The 13641-nt window shown below is 66.5% G+C and carries 11 protein-coding genes; 1 reads left to right on the top strand and 10 read right to left on the bottom strand.

The window, feature by feature from the left end; translation table 11 throughout:
- Window positions 1-17 precede the first annotated feature (17 nt).
- The 10 genes from TK49_RS09745 to TK49_RS09700 form a co-directional block, all read right to left on the bottom strand.
- Window positions 18-1682: a CTP synthase gene (locus TK49_RS09745; RefSeq protein ID WP_045786499.1), complete on the bottom strand. Its 1665-nt coding sequence runs from the start codon at window positions 1680-1682 to the stop codon at window positions 18-20.
- Window positions 1683-1761: 79 nt separating this feature from the next.
- The gene (locus TK49_RS09740) at window positions 1762-2583 is read right to left on the bottom strand and encodes an alpha/beta fold hydrolase (RefSeq protein WP_045786498.1); all 822 of its coding nucleotides are present in this window, start codon (window positions 2581-2583) and stop codon (window positions 1762-1764) included.
- A 17-nt stretch (window positions 2584-2600) separates the two neighbouring features.
- Entirely contained in the window at window positions 2601-3503 is a 903-nt protein-coding gene (locus tag TK49_RS09735) for a proteasome-type protease (protein WP_045786497.1), read from the bottom strand.
- A gap of 97 nt (window positions 3504-3600) precedes the next feature.
- The gene (locus tag TK49_RS09730; protein ID WP_045787834.1) at window positions 3601-4437 is read right to left on the bottom strand and encodes a transglutaminase family protein; all 837 of its coding nucleotides are present in this window, start codon (window positions 4435-4437) and stop codon (window positions 3601-3603) included.
- Between the two features lie 57 nt (window positions 4438-4494).
- On the bottom strand, window positions 4495-5445 hold the full coding sequence (locus TK49_RS09725; protein ID WP_045786496.1) for an alpha-E domain-containing protein: 951 nt from the start codon (window positions 5443-5445) through the stop codon (window positions 4495-4497).
- Window positions 5446-5491: 46 nt separating this feature from the next.
- A complete protein-coding gene (locus tag TK49_RS09720; protein WP_045786495.1) occupies window positions 5492-6976 on the bottom strand; it encodes a circularly permuted type 2 ATP-grasp protein in 1485 nt (494 codons plus the stop codon).
- A gap of 104 nt (window positions 6977-7080) precedes the next feature.
- On the bottom strand, window positions 7081-9603 hold the full coding sequence (locus TK49_RS09715) for a DNA internalization-related competence protein ComEC/Rec2 (protein ID WP_045786494.1): 2523 nt from the start codon (window positions 9601-9603) through the stop codon (window positions 7081-7083).
- An 8-nt stretch (window positions 9604-9611) separates the two neighbouring features.
- Window positions 9612-10424, bottom strand: a complete 813-nt coding sequence (locus TK49_RS09710) for a TatD family hydrolase (protein ID WP_045787833.1) — start codon at window positions 10422-10424, stop codon at window positions 9612-9614.
- Window positions 10425-10508: 84 nt separating this feature from the next.
- Window positions 10509-11237: a lipoprotein-releasing ABC transporter ATP-binding protein LolD gene (gene lolD, locus TK49_RS09705; protein ID WP_045786493.1), complete on the bottom strand. Its 729-nt coding sequence runs from the start codon at window positions 11235-11237 to the stop codon at window positions 10509-10511.
- On the bottom strand, window positions 11230-12480 hold the full coding sequence (locus TK49_RS09700; RefSeq protein WP_045786492.1) for a lipoprotein-releasing ABC transporter permease subunit: 1251 nt from the start codon (window positions 12478-12480) through the stop codon (window positions 11230-11232). Before TK49_RS09700 ends, lolD begins: the two co-directional genes overlap by 8 nt.
- Before the next feature lie 83 nt (window positions 12481-12563).
- On the opposite strand from TK49_RS09700, the gene TK49_RS09695 reads away from it, so the two are divergent.
- The gene (locus TK49_RS09695) at window positions 12564-13631 is read left to right on the top strand and encodes a hypothetical protein (protein ID WP_045786491.1); all 1068 of its coding nucleotides are present in this window, start codon (window positions 12564-12566) and stop codon (window positions 13629-13631) included.
- Window positions 13632-13641 lie beyond the last annotated feature (10 nt).

Below are 13641 nucleotides of genomic sequence, written 5' to 3'. Positions count from 1 at the left end.
TCCTGTGCGCCGACGCCCTAGGCGACAGCGCGTTGCGCGTTCTGCTGGTGGTGCGCAAGCGCAGCTTCCACGTAAGCCTTGAACAGCGGATGGCCGTCACGCGGCGTCGAGGTGAATTCCGGGTGGAACTGCACGCCGACGAACCAGGGGTGCATCGAGCTCGGCAGCTCCATCATTTCCGGCAGGTTCTCCGACGGCGTGCGCGCCGAGATGATCATCCCGGCCTTCTCGAGCTGGGGCACGTAGTGGTTGTTCACCTCATAGCGGTGACGATGGCGCTCATTGACTTCCGTGCCATAGATCTGCGCGGCCTTGGTGCCCGGCTGCACCGGCACGCGTTGCGAACCGAGGCGCATCGTACCGCCCATGTCGGAATCGGCGGAGCGCTTCTCCACACGGCCATCGCGGTCCAGCCACTCGGTGATGAGGGCGACCACCGGATGCTCGGTCTCGTCATTGAATTCCGTGCTGTTGGCGTCGGTCATGCCGGCCAGATGGCGCGCGAACTCGATCACGGCCAGCTGCATCCCCAGGCAGATGCCGAGGTACGGCACGCCGTTCTCGCGGGCGTACTGGATCGCACGGATCTTGCCTTCCGTACCGCGCTTGCCGAAGCCGCCCGGCACCAGGATGGCGTCCAGCGACTTGAGCACATCCATGTGGCCCGACTCCAGTTCTTCGGAGTCGATGTACTCGATGTTGACGCGCGTCGAGGTATGCAGGCCGGCGTGGCGCAGCGCTTCGATCAGCGATTTGTACGATTCCGTCAGGTCGACATACTTGCCGACCATGCCGATGGTGATCTCGTGCTGCGGGTTTTCCAGCGTGTGCACCATGCGCGCCCACACGGACAGGTCCGCGGGCGGCGCCTCGATGCGCAGCTCTTCGCAAATGATGCGATCCAGCCCCTGCTCGTTGAGCATCTGCGGGATCTTGTAGATGGTGTCGACATCCCACACCGAGATGACGGCGTCCTGCGGCATGTTGGCGAAGAGCGAAATCTTCGCGCGCTCGTCATCGGGAATGGGGCGGTCGGCACGGCACAGCAGCGCGGTGGGCTGCACGCCGATCTCGCGCAACTTCTGCACCGAGTGCTGGGTCGGCTTCGTTTTGAGTTCGCCGGCGCTGGCAATGAACGGCACCAGCGTCAGGTGCACGAACGCCGCCTGGTTGCGGCCCAGGCGCAGGCTCATCTGACGCGCCGCTTCCAGGAACGGCAACGATTCAATGTCACCCACCGTACCGCCGATTTCGACGATCGCCACATCCGCCTTGCCGTCGTGCGACGCCTTGGCGCCGCGTTCGATGAAAGCCTGGATTTCGTTGGTGATGTGCGGAATGACCTGCACCGTCTTGCCGAGATACTCGCCGCGACGCTCCTTGCGGATCACGGATTCGTAAATCTGGCCGGTGGTGAAGTTGTTGGCCTTTCGCATCTTGGCCGAGACGAAGCGCTCGTAGTGACCAAGATCGAGGTCGGTTTCTGCGCCGTCCTCCGTCACGAACACCTCGCCGTGCTGGAACGGGCTCATCGTGCCCGGGTCGACGTTGATGTAGGGATCGAGTTTGAGGAGGGTGACTTTGAGGCCGCGCGACTCAAGAATGGCCGCGAGCGAGGCGGCGGCGATGCCCTTGCCGAGTGAGGACACTACGCCACCGGTAACGAATACGAACTTGGTCATGACCTAGCTTGCCGGGGAAAGCCGGATTATACCAAAGGTGCCCTCCACGATCCGTGACAGAACGGAGGATTTCGTCGGCTCAGGCGGCGTGCCGCATGGCGCCTGCTTCAGCACGCATGTCGTTGATCAGCTGGCGCACCAGCGCGGCCGTTTCGAGCGGTTTTTCCATCGGATACAGGTGGCTGCCTTCGATCCACCGCAGCCGGCTGCCCACGATGCGCCGCGTGGCCCCGAGGCCGACCTGCCGGATTTCGCGCGAACGCGTGCCCGCCACGAAGCTGACCGGGAACGGCGTACCGCCAGCCACCTTGCGGCCCATGTTGGTCGGCAGTGTCCGGTAGATCTGGTATTCAACCTCGCGCGAAAAGCGCAGGGTGCGCTCCGTGTCACGCCCAGTGGGTTCGGTGCCATGTTCGACGTAGTCGCGCAGCACGTCTTCGTCCCAGCGGTCGAATTTCTTCTTGGCCTTGAAGTGACTCCAGACCGAATCGAGGTCGGGCCACACATTGCGCCGGTTCTTGGTGGCAGCGGCCGGCGACTGGCGCTCGTCGATGTCCAGCCACTGCGCCACGCGCAACAGCTTGGCGCGCCACCCGGCAATGATCGGGGAATCCAGCATCACGACACCGCGCACCCGCTCCGGCCGGCGCAGAGCCGCCATCAGACTGAGGAAGCCACCCAGCGAATGGCCCACGAGCCACACGGGCTCGGGCTGCGCATCGATCTCGGCCAGCAGCTCTTTCACGAGCCCCGGCCACGACCGCGTGACGGGAAAGCGCGGGTCATGCCCGAAACGCTCGACTGCCCGGATGTCGAATTCATCAGCCAGCACGCCCAACATCTTCCGGTAGGTGCCCACCGGAAATCCGTTGGCATGCGAAAAGAGCATCACGTCGCGCATATGCCGCTCCCGGCGCCTCAGTGAGGTTTCTGCGATCCGCCGGCCACGCGCTGGATCGTGGACACCTGCTCCAGCGTCGGCTCCGGCGCGCGTTTCGGCGCGGGCGGCGCATCGGCGGCCGGGGGCGCAATGCGCACCGGCTCCACGGCGATGGACGGGTGCCCTTCGCGGCGCAGCGGATGCGCCGCCTCGGGATGGGCCTCCCAGTCCGGATCGTCGATTTCGGCAAAGACCTGACGCAGCCGCTTGCCCCATGTGCTGCGGATCATCGCGAAATACGGGTTCTCCTCATCGATGGCGACAAACCGCGTCACCCGCAGCGAGTCCGCCTCGTAAACCAGCAGATCCAGCGGCAAGCCCACGGAGATATTCGACTTCAGGGTGGAGTCCATCGAGATCAGCGCGCATTTGGCGGCCTCGTCGAGCGGCAGGCTCGGGGTCACCACGCGATCGATGATCGGCTTGCCGTACTTGGCCTCGCCGATCTGGAAATAGCAGTTCTCGGGCGTGGCCTCGATGAAGTTGCCGGCCGCGTAGACGTTGAACAGGCGCGGGCGTTCGGCACCGATCTGCCCGCCAAAGATGATGCTCACATTGAAATCGATGTGGGCCTTGGCCAGCGCGGCGGCGTCACGGTCATAGACCTCGCGCACGGCTTCGCCGACGATGGTGGCCGCTTCGAACATGTCGCGCGCCGTCCACAGCGAACGTGGGTTGTCGCGCGCCTCGGTCAGCACCTGGCGCACGGCCTGGCTGATGGCGAGGTTGCCGGCAGTGAGCAGCACCATGACGCGATCGCCTTCCCGCTCGAAGACGGTCATCTTGCGGAAGGTGGAAATGGCGTCCACCCCAGCGTTCGTGCGGGAATCAGACAGGAAGACAAGGCCAGCGTCCAGGCGCATGGCAACGCAATAAGTCATCGGCGAAGCACGTACGGAAACAGTCGATCGAACGCATTCTAGCGCGCCAGCGGCAACGTGCCGGCACGCTTGGAAGGGATGCTCGATTCACCCGGGCTCAGGAAGGATCGGCCGGCAGCGGTTCGATGGAAATGCTGACGTCCATGGTCTCGGCGCCACCGCCCTGACGTACGCCGCGGATAGGCGCGGCTGACTGGTAGTCGCGCCCGACGGCCAGCCGGACATGGCGCTCGTCGGTAAAGCACTGGTGCGTCACGTCGATGCTGCACCACGTATGCGATTCGGCATCGAGGCACACGTCTGCCCAGGCATGGCTGGCGAGTTCCTCTTCGCCAATCGCGTGGAAATAGCCGCTGACATACCGCGCCGGCACGCCGAGCGCGCGGCAGCACGCCACCATCACCTGCGCCTGGTCCTGGCACACGCCGGTGCCGAGGCCGAACGCTTCGGCGGCGGTGGTGCCGACATGCGTCGTGTTCGACTTGTAGCGCACACGCTGGGCAATGGCCTGCGCAAGACGCAATGCGGATTCGGCATTGCCTGGCACGAGCCCGTGCTGCCGCGCGAAGGCGGTCATGTCGGCCGGCGCTGAAGTCAGCGGCGTGGTGCTGAGAAAGTACAGTGGCGACACGCGATAGCGCCCTTCCCCCGGCGCATCGGTAAAGTGCCGGCTGCCCGGCGCGGCGGCAGGAAAGGCCTCGACGATGCCGCGCGCGTCGATGGTGACGTCGTCCGTGCGCGCCCCGAGCGTGAAGTGGTGCACGACGTTGCCGAAACCGTCCGTGGCGCGCGTGAGGTTGCCGGGCGCATGAATCTGCCAGCTGTCCACCTGCTGGAGCGTGCCGCTGCGAGGCGTGAGCCGCAGCTCATGCACGCTGTGGCGCAGCGGCTCGGCATAACGGTAGACCGTCGTATGTCGAATTTGGTATTTCACGATAACGCGGGCGCCGCACATGAGCGACGGCCCGATAGGTACGGAAGGCCCCGCGCGTTACGCCACATCGAGCGGCACCAGGAAGTCTTGGCTGATCCCGTTGCCCAGATCGTTGATGCGCTCCAGGAAGTTGGTCAGCCATGCGTGCAAGCCCACGGCAAAAATGTCTTCGATGCGCGCGTACCGCAGGTCGGCGTGCAGTTTACCAGCGCGTCGTTCGGTTTCCGCCGACTGGCTGTTGCGCACGACCGAAAGAATCGCCACGACCTCGTCCATGCTGGCGAGCAGCGAGCGCGGCATATCGCTGCGCAGGATCAGCAGCTCGGCCACGCGCGTCGGCGTGATGACGTTGCGGTAGATCTTGCGGTAGACCTCGAAGCCGGAAACCGAGCGCAGCGTGGCCGCCCAGTGATAGAAGTCACCCTGCTCGGCCGCAGCTTCGTCGCGCGTGGGCGTGGACTGGAATTTCACGTCGAGCAGCCGCGCGGTGTTGTCGGCGCGCTCGAGGAACGTGCCGAGACGCATGAAGTGGAATGCGTCGTCGGTGAGCATGGTGCCAAGCTGCACGCCGCGCGAGAGGTGCGAGCGGAACTTGACCCACTCGAAAAACTGCGACGGATCATCGCGCAGCATGCCTTCGGCAATGAGGCGCTGCACATCGAGCCACGTCGTGTTGATGGTTTCCCACACCTCGGTCGTGATGGAGCCGCGCACGGCCCGGGCGTTCTCGCGGGCCCCGCGCAGGCAGCTCATGATCGACGACGGATTGGTCATGTCGCGCACCATGAAGTCGATCACGTCATCGCGCGAGAGCAGCCCGTAGCGCTCGTCAAACACCTGTGTGAGTTCCGAGATGTCGAGCATCGCCCACCAGCCCTGCTCGGCCACTTCCGCCGACTGCGGCAACAGCGAGGTCTGGTAGTTCACGTCGAGCATGCGGGCGGTGTTTTCGGCGCGTTCGGTGTAGCGCGCCATCCAGAAAAGGTGGTCTGCGGTGCGGCTGAGCATGGCGTTCCCTGTCGTGTCCGGTTATGTCGATGGTCGCGGCGGTGCTTCAGCGCTCCAGCACCCACGTATCTTTCGTGCCGCCGCCCTGCGACGAGTTGACCACCAGCGAGCCCGCCCGCAGCGCCACGCGCGTCAGGCCGCCAGGCACCATGCGCACATCCTGGCCCGACAGCACGAACGGCCGCAGATCGATGTGGCGCGGCGCGATGCCGGCCTCCACATAGGTCGGACACGTAGACAGCGCCAGCGTCGGCTGGGCGATGTACTGGTCGGGGCGCGCCTTCACCACCTCGCGGAATGCGGCGATCTCTTCCTGCGTGGCAGCGGGGCCCACGAGCATGCCGTAGCCGCCGGCGCCGTGCGTTTCCTTCACGACCAGCTCGCCCATGTGATCGAGCACGTATTGCAGATCGTCCGGCCGGCGGCACATGTAGGTGGGAACGTTGTTGAGGATCGGCTCCGCGCCCAGGTAGAAGCGGATCATGTCGGGCACGTACGGATAGATCGACTTGTCGTCCGCAACCCCCGTGCCGATGGCATTGCAGATGGTGACGTTGCCCGCGCGGTAGACCGACAGCAAGCCGGCCGCGCCCAGCGTGGAGTCCGGCCGGAACACCAGCGGGTCGAGGAAGTCGTCGTCGACCCGGCGGTAGATCACGTCGATACGCTGCGGCCCTTGCGTCGTGCGCATGTACAGGTGGTCGTCCTGCACGAACAGGTCTTTGCCTTCTACGAGTTCCACGCCCATCTGTTGCGCGAGGAAGGCGTGCTCGAAGTACGCCGAGTTGTACATGCCGGGCGTGAGCACGACCACCGTCGGCTCGGCAATGTTCTGCGGCGACACACTGCGCAGCGTGTCGAGCAGCAGGTCGGGGTAATGCGCCACCGGCGCGACCCGATTGCGCGCAAAGAGCTCAGGAAACAGCCGCATCATCATCTTGCGGTTTTCCAGCATGTACGACACACCCGAGGGCACGCGCAGGTTGTCTTCGAGCACGTAGAACTCGCCCTCGCCGGCACGGACGATGTCGATGCCGGCCACGTGCGCATAGATGTCGCGCGGCACGTTCACACCGAGCATGTCGGGGCGGTACTGGGCGTTGTTGTAGATCTGGTCCGGCGGAATGACGCCGGCGCGCAGGATGTTCTGCTCGTGATAGATGTCGTGCAGGAAGCGGTTCAGTGCATCCACGCGCTGGCGCAGGCCGCGCTCCAGCGTGGCCCACTCGCTTGCCGGAAAGATGCGCGGGATGATGTCGAACGGGATCGTGCGCTCGGTGCCGCTGTTGGTTTCATCCTTGTCGCCGTACACGGCAAAGGTGATCCCGACGCGGCGGAAGATGAGGTCGGCTTCGGCACGCTTGTTCTGTAGCGTGGTGGCGGATTGCGCGCCCAGCCATTCGGCGAAACGTCCGTAGTGGCTGCGGACCTCGCCCTGCTGGACGAGCGCTGCCGGGGCCGGTTCGGCGGCATGGGGGCTGCGGTCGCCATCATGCCAGTTGAGCATTTCATCGTAGAACCGGACTGCCATGCTTTTCTCCCCTGACGGCGCCGCGCGATGTACGCGGCACGTGGTTTTTATAGCACGGCGGTTTTGCGCGCCACAATGGGGCGAACCCGCCGTGCAACCGAGTTTTACGGCAGCGCATCATTTGCGTCCGTGGCCGTCGCCAGGGTCTGCACCTCGTGTGCGGAAGACCAGTACCGCGGCCGCATCGAGCGCGCGGTCCGGATATCGAGCCCATCACCGTCGGTCTGGATGACCACGGCGCCGGTCCGGTCGGTGCGCAAGCCTTCGATGCCGCGCGTCTCGTAGCGCTGCCACACCCGGGGGTGCGGGTGCCCATACCGGTTACGGTAGCCGACCTGGAAAATCGCCACTTGCGCGGACACCGCGTCCAAGAACGCGCCGCTGGAGCTTGTCTTGCTGCCGTGATGCGGTACAAGCAAGATGTCTGCCATCAGGCGCTCGGGCGCCTCGGCTTTCACCAGGGCCGCTTCCTGCTCGGCTTCGATGTCGCCCGCCAGCAGCGCTGCGTGGCGGCCGTTGCCGATGCGCAGAACACAGCTGCGGCCGTTGCTGGACACGCGCGCATCGTCGGCCGGCACGCGCAGGGGATGCAGGATTTCGAAGTCCACGCCGTCCCAGGCCCAGGCCTGCCCCGCCACGCAATCAGCAAACGCAGCACCGTGGGCCCGCGCCACGTCACGCAGCCGGTGCGTTTGCGGCAAAGACGCCAACATGGTGCGCACAGGCACCGCGTTGATCACCGTTTCGGTGCCCCCGGCGTGGTCGCTGTCTGCATGGCTGACGACGAGCGTGTCGAGCGCCTCCACCCCGTGCGCGCGCAGGTACGGCGTGATGACCCGGGCGGCGGCATCGGCGTTGTCCCCATACCGGGGGCCGGTGTCGAACAACACTTGGTGCCGGGCCGTCTCAACCAGCACGGCGGCACCCTGGCCGATATCGAAAGCCACCAGGCGGAACTCGCCCACCGCCGGCACGGGATTGCGCGCCAGCACCATCGGCAGGAGCAGCATCGTGCCCTGTGCCCGCCATGCCCACGCGCGGTGCGCGCCTGGCACGAGCATCAGCGCCACGCCACCTGCCGCCAGCGACAGCGCCCAGGCAGGCGCCACCGGTGCCACCCAGACGGCCCAGCGCGGTTGCGCCACCCATTCGAGCCACGCCGCCAGCCACCGGAAGGTCGCTTCAGACGAGGCCAGCACGGGCTGGGCAAGCGGATCGGGCAGCGCGGTGCCGATCAGCGCCAGCGGCGTGGTCACGAAGCTGACCAATGGTATCGCGAGGCCGTTGGCCGCGGCAGAGACCACCGATGCCTGCTGAAACAGCAGCAAGGTCGCCGGCAACAGCCCGAACGTGACGGCAAGCTGGACACGCGTGGCACCGGCAACGCTGCGCAGCATGCGCGCGCCCCACCCTTCCGGCTCGGCATGGCGCGGGTGGCGCAGTGCGATCTGCGCCGCGATGAAGATGACCGCCACCGCGCCGAATGACAGCCAGAACCCCGCTGACATCACCGCCCACGGATCCACCACCGCCACCACGGCGGCTGCCCAGCATAGCGACAGGCTCGCCGGCACGCTGCGATCGGTCAGCCGGGCGACGGCGACGGTGGACAGCATCAGCAGCGTGCGCTGTGCCGGCACGCCCATGCCGGCAAGCAGGCAGTAACCGAGGGCCGCGAGCATGGCGGCGATGGCGCCCGCACGCGGGGTCGGCATGCGCAACGGCAGCGGCGTGCGCAGCCAGCGAGCGAGCCCGAACGAGCGGCGCCACAGCGCCATCCAGAGCGCAGCAAAGAGCCCGGCAATCATGGTGATGTGCAGGCCCGAAATACTGACCAGATGACTGATGCCGGTGCGGCGGAACAGCTCCCAGTCTTCGCGGGCGATGCCGCTCTGATCGCCCACCACCAGCGCGACGATCACCGGTGCGTAGCGCGCCTCCGGCAACGCGTCGAGGATGTGGCGCCGCACTGCGGCCCGCCAGCGCTCGACGCGCATTCCGAAGCCGCCATCCGCCTCGCCCAGCGCAACGTTCTGCGTGCGCTTGCCGGTGCGCACGTAGCCGGTGGCGCGCACGTTGTCGGCCAGCATTGCGTATTCACCGTCGAAGCCTCCCGGGTTCATCAGCGTGTGCGGGCGCTTGAGACGCAGGGTCAACTTCCAGCGCTGGCCGGGTTGCAGGTCTGGAATACCGGCGCGCCGGTCGACCTCGGCGGTGTCCTCGCCGGCGGCAGGCCAGCTGCGCATGCCGTACCACGACAGGCGCACGCGCGGCGGCACGGCGTCCGCTGCATTACTGGATTCGATCTGGAACAGGAACCGCGTGGCGTCCTCGCCGATCTGCGGCAACTCGGCCACGATCCCCGTGGCGATGATGTCCTTGCCTTCCCACGCGGGGCTCAACACCACTGAGAGTCGCTGCTGTGCCCGCCAGTCGCTCCAGCCGAAACCGGCCGCGACGGCGCTGGCCGTCAAGAACACGCACGCCCACACCGGCCGCCGCTGCACGCGCGCACAGAGCAGCAAGCACAGCATCAGCACCGCGAGCGGTTGCCACAACGGCGCGAGCGCCGGCTGCATCTGCAATGCCATGCAGCCGGCCACGAACCCGATCAACACGAAGCGCATCGCGCGCGTCAGGCTTGCAGCAGTGTCGCCAGGCGGGGAATGGCCTCGATGCTGTTGCGCCGCGCCTGCTCGGCGAGCACGTCGATGGCGATGCCGCGCAGCTGCGCCATCGCCTCGGCAATGCGCGCGACTTGCGCGGGCACGTTACGCACGCCGCCCTGCTCGCCGAACTGGTCGTCAGACAGCCAGGACGGGGCCAGGTCCGGCGCATCGGTTTCGAGCACGATCGATTCGATCGGCATTTCGTCCGCCAGCCGGCGTACACGGTTCGCACGCGAGAAGGTGAAAACGCCGCCAAAGCCGAGTTTGAAGCCCGCATCGACGAAACGCCGCGCTTGCTCGGGGCTCCCGTTGAAGGCATGCGCAATGCCGCGCACGCCGGCCTTGATTGCCGCGCTGCCGACCTGATCCTGCGATTTGCGCACGTGCATCAGCACCGGCAGATCGAACTCGCGCGCGATGCGCAGTTGTGCGCGGAAGACGGCGTTCTGCCGTTCGACATCGGGGTTCGGAATGAAGAAATCGAGCCCGATCTCGCCAATGGCGACAAAGCGTGGGTCGCCCATGGACGCCGCCACCTGACGGCGCAGTTCGACGAGGTCGTCATCGCTGGCCTGCGCGGCGTGGATGGGATGGATGCCGAGCGCATAGCTGCAGCCGCCGTGACGGTGTGCCAGTGCGCGCACGGTGTCGAAATTCCAGCGCGCCACGGCCGGCACGACGATGTGGCCAACCCCCGCCGCACGTGCCTGCGCAACGACGCCGTCACGATCGGCGTCGAAGTCTCGGGCATCCAGATGGCAATGGGTGTCGATCCACATGGTCGGTTCTGCGTTGGCAAAAGCACGCAACGTACCCGAAACGGCGGTGCGCTGGAATCCGCCGTTTCCGATAATGCCGCGCGCTCAGCGCTCCTGGTGCAGATGGCCCTCGCGCAGCCGGAAGATGCGGTTGCAGCGGCCCGCCAGCTCGATATCGTGCGTGACGATGACAAAGCTGGTGCCGAGCGTGCGCGTGAGTTCCAGCATCAGCTCGAAGACTTCTCCGGCGGTGTGGTCGTCGAGGTTGCCGGTGGGCTCGTCGGCGAGCACGCAGGCCGGCGAGCCCACCAGCGCGCGGGCGATCGCCACACGCTGCCGCTCACCGCCGGACAGCTCGCCCGGGCGATGCGCGGTGCGGGGCCCCAGGCCTACGCGCTCGAGCATCGCCTGTGCGGTATGGCGCGCCTGCGCCTCTTCCACGCCGCGAATGCGCAGCGGCATCGCCACGTTGTCCAGCGCGGTGAATTCGGGCAGCAGGTGGTGAAACTGGTAGACGAAACCGAGCGCCTGGTTGCGCAGCGTGTTGCGCTCGCGCTCCTTCATGGCGGTAAACGGCTTGCCGAGCAGCGACACGCGGCCGGACGTCGGCTCGTCGAGCCCGCCGAGCACATGCAGCAGCGTGCTCTTGCCGGAGCCCGACGCGCCCACGATGGCGACCTTCTCGCCAACCCCGATGCGCAGGTCCACGCCCTTGAGGACGTCGACGTTCAACCCGCCCTGGCGGAACGATTTGGCCAGCCCCTCGGCCTGCAGCACCACGCCCTGCGGCGCGGCGGCCGGCGCTTCCATGGAAGTCATGACGGCCTCACTCATAACGCAGCGCCTCCGCCGGATTCACGCGCGAGGCATGCCAGCTCGGATACAGCGTCGCCACCGACGCCAGGATGAAGGAAATGATGCCGATGGTCGCAATGTCGTTCACGCGCGGGTCCGAAGGCAGTTCACTGATGAAGTAGATGTCGCGCGGAAGGAATTGCACCTGGAACAGCCGCTCGATGAACGGCACGATCACGTCGATGTTGTAGGCGATGAGCGTGCCGAAGCCCACGCCCAGCAGCGTGCCGATGAACCCGATCGCCACGCCCTGCACGATGAAGATTTTCATGATCGAGCCCGGCTGCGCGCCCATGGTCCGCAGGATGGCGATGTCGGCCTGCTTGTCCGTCACCCTCATCACGAGCGTGGAAACCAGGTTGAACGCCGCCACGGCAATGATGAGCGTCAGGATGATGAACATCATCTTCTTCTCGGTCTTCACGGCGGCAAACCAGTTCTTGTTCTGGCGCGACCAGTCGCGGATGTAGAGCTCGCCCGACAGTGTGCGCGACAGCGCCTCGGCCACCTGCGGCGCCCGGTCCATGTCGACCAGCTTCAGGCGCACGCCGGTCGGGCCGTCGAGACGGAACAGGCGCTCGGCGTCTTCCATATTGACCAGCGCCAGCGAGCTGTCGAATTCATAGTGGCCCGATTCAAAGACGCCCACCACGGTGAACTGCTTCAGGCGCGGCAGCACGCCAGCCGGCGTGATCGTGCCCTGCGGCGCCACCAGCGTCACCTTGTCGCCCTGCTGGACGCCCAGGCCGCGCGCCAGCTGGCTGCCCAGGGCGATACCGAATTCGCCGGGTTTCAGATCGTCGATGCTGCCCGATTTGAAATCCTTGGCGATGTCGGACACCTTCGGTTCGTCGGCCGGCGACACGCCGCGCAGCAGCACGCCGCGCACGGCTTCGTCGCGCGTGATCATGGCCTGCGCGCCCACATACGGCGCCGCGCCGGTGACTTCCTTGTTCTGCATGGCCTCATTGGCGGTGCGCTGCCAGTCAGGCAGGCTGCCGGGCGCCATCACCTCGATGTGCGACAGCACCGAGAGCATGCGGTCGCGCACTTCCTTCTGGAAGCCGTTCATGACCGACAGCACGATGATCAGCGCCGCCACGCCCAAGGCAATGCCCAGCATCGAGATGAGCGAGATGAAGGAAATGAAGCTGTTGCGGCTGGCGCGCTTGCTTGCACGCGTGTAGCGCCAGCCGATCTGCCATTCATATGGAAATTTCAAAGGGGGTTCCCCGTGGGTGTGCGATTCGATGTGATCCTGCCGGCTCGCTGGCCAACGAGCCGGAAGTTTACAATCTCGGAGCCATGATTCCTGAACTCACCCTGATTGTCCCGTTTTGCGCTCCGGCCGCCGAGGTGGCAGACGACGCGTACCGTCAATTGACCTTGCCGGGCCTGGAAAGGTTGCTCGCGCGTGCGCGCGAGGCCGAACGCGAGCGCCACGACGACGCCTACCTGCCCACGCTGCCGCACGAGCGCTGGTTGGCCGCACATGCGGGGCTGCCCGTTGCGCCGCTTCCCTCGGCGCCGTACATGCGGCTGGCCGACGGCGGCACCGCCGACACCCGCACCTGGGCCTGCCTGCAGCCGGTGCACATCCATGCCGCGCGGGACCACCTGGTGATGCTCGACCCCGCCCAGCTCCAGCTCGAAGCCGCCGACGCCGACGCCCTGCGCGCGGCCATCGCGCCCCTCGTCGCCGAAATGGGCGTCACGCTCGACGCGACGCACGCGGCCCGCTGGTACGTCGCCGACGCGCCGTTCGGCGACCTGGTCGCCGCCGCCCCGCAGCGCGCCACCGGCCACAACATCGACATCTGGATGCACAAGGGCGAGCAGGAACGCGCCTGGCGCAAGTTCCAGAACGAGATCCAGATGACGTGGCATGACCATCCCGTCAATCAGGCGCGCGAGGCGCGGGGGCTGCTGCCCGTGAACTCGGTGTGGCTGTTCGGCCAGGGCGCGCTGGTCGATACGCGCCCGATTGCCGAACGCATGATCGGCAACGACGCCTTCTTCGCCGGCCTGTGCCACGCCGCAAACGCCACGGAACTGTGCGCCGCGACACTCGCCGCCGTGCCCTTCGACGACACCAGCGCCGCCGCCTTACTCGATGCAGCCACGCGCCCCTACCTGTCAGCGGACTGGTACGACTGGATCGAGACCCTGCGCGCGTTCGACCGCGACTGGTTCACCCCCGCCGCCGATGCGTTGGCCGATGGCCGCATCGATGCGGTTTCGCTCGTGCTGACCGGCGATTCGCACTATGCCCGCTACCGCGCCACCCGCAAGGACCTGACCGGCTGGCTGCGCCGTTTCAGCCGCGCCCGCACGCTGCGCGATGCGCTGTCCCTTCTCTCGATGGCTGCCTGAGCCTGATCCC

The sequence above is a fragment of the Ralstonia mannitolilytica genome (assembly GCF_000954135.1).
GTDB classification, from domain to species: Bacteria; Pseudomonadota; Gammaproteobacteria; order Burkholderiales; family Burkholderiaceae; genus Ralstonia; species Ralstonia mannitolilytica.
This window is presented reverse-complemented; position numbering and strand designations above follow the sequence as displayed.

Coding starts and splice junctions, on each gene's coding strand:
- TK49_RS09735 (WP_045786497.1), bottom strand. CDS start 3,503: ATGACTTATTGCGTTGCCATGCGCCTGGACGCTGGCCTTGTCTTCCTG.
- TK49_RS09695 (WP_045786491.1), top strand. CDS start 12,564: ATGATTCCTGAACTCACCCTGATTGTCCCGTTTTGCGCTCCGGCCGCC.
- TK49_RS09745 (WP_045786499.1), bottom strand. CDS start 1,682: ATGACCAAGTTCGTATTCGTTACCGGTGGCGTAGTGTCCTCACTCGGC.
- TK49_RS09725 (WP_045786496.1), bottom strand. CDS start 5,445: ATGCTCAGCCGCACCGCAGACCACCTTTTCTGGATGGCGCGCTACACC.
- lolD (WP_045786493.1), bottom strand. CDS start 11,237: ATGAGTGAGGCCGTCATGACTTCCATGGAAGCGCCGGCCGCCGCGCCG.
- TK49_RS09720 (WP_045786495.1), bottom strand. CDS start 6,976: ATGGCAGTCCGGTTCTACGATGAAATGCTCAACTGGCATGATGGCGAC.
- TK49_RS09740 (WP_045786498.1), bottom strand. CDS start 2,583: ATGCGCGACGTGATGCTCTTTTCGCATGCCAACGGATTTCCGGTGGGC.
- TK49_RS09715 (WP_045786494.1), bottom strand. CDS start 9,603: ATGCGCTTCGTGTTGATCGGGTTCGTGGCCGGCTGCATGGCATTGCAG.
- TK49_RS09710 (WP_045787833.1), bottom strand. CDS start 10,424: ATGTGGATCGACACCCATTGCCATCTGGATGCCCGAGACTTCGACGCC.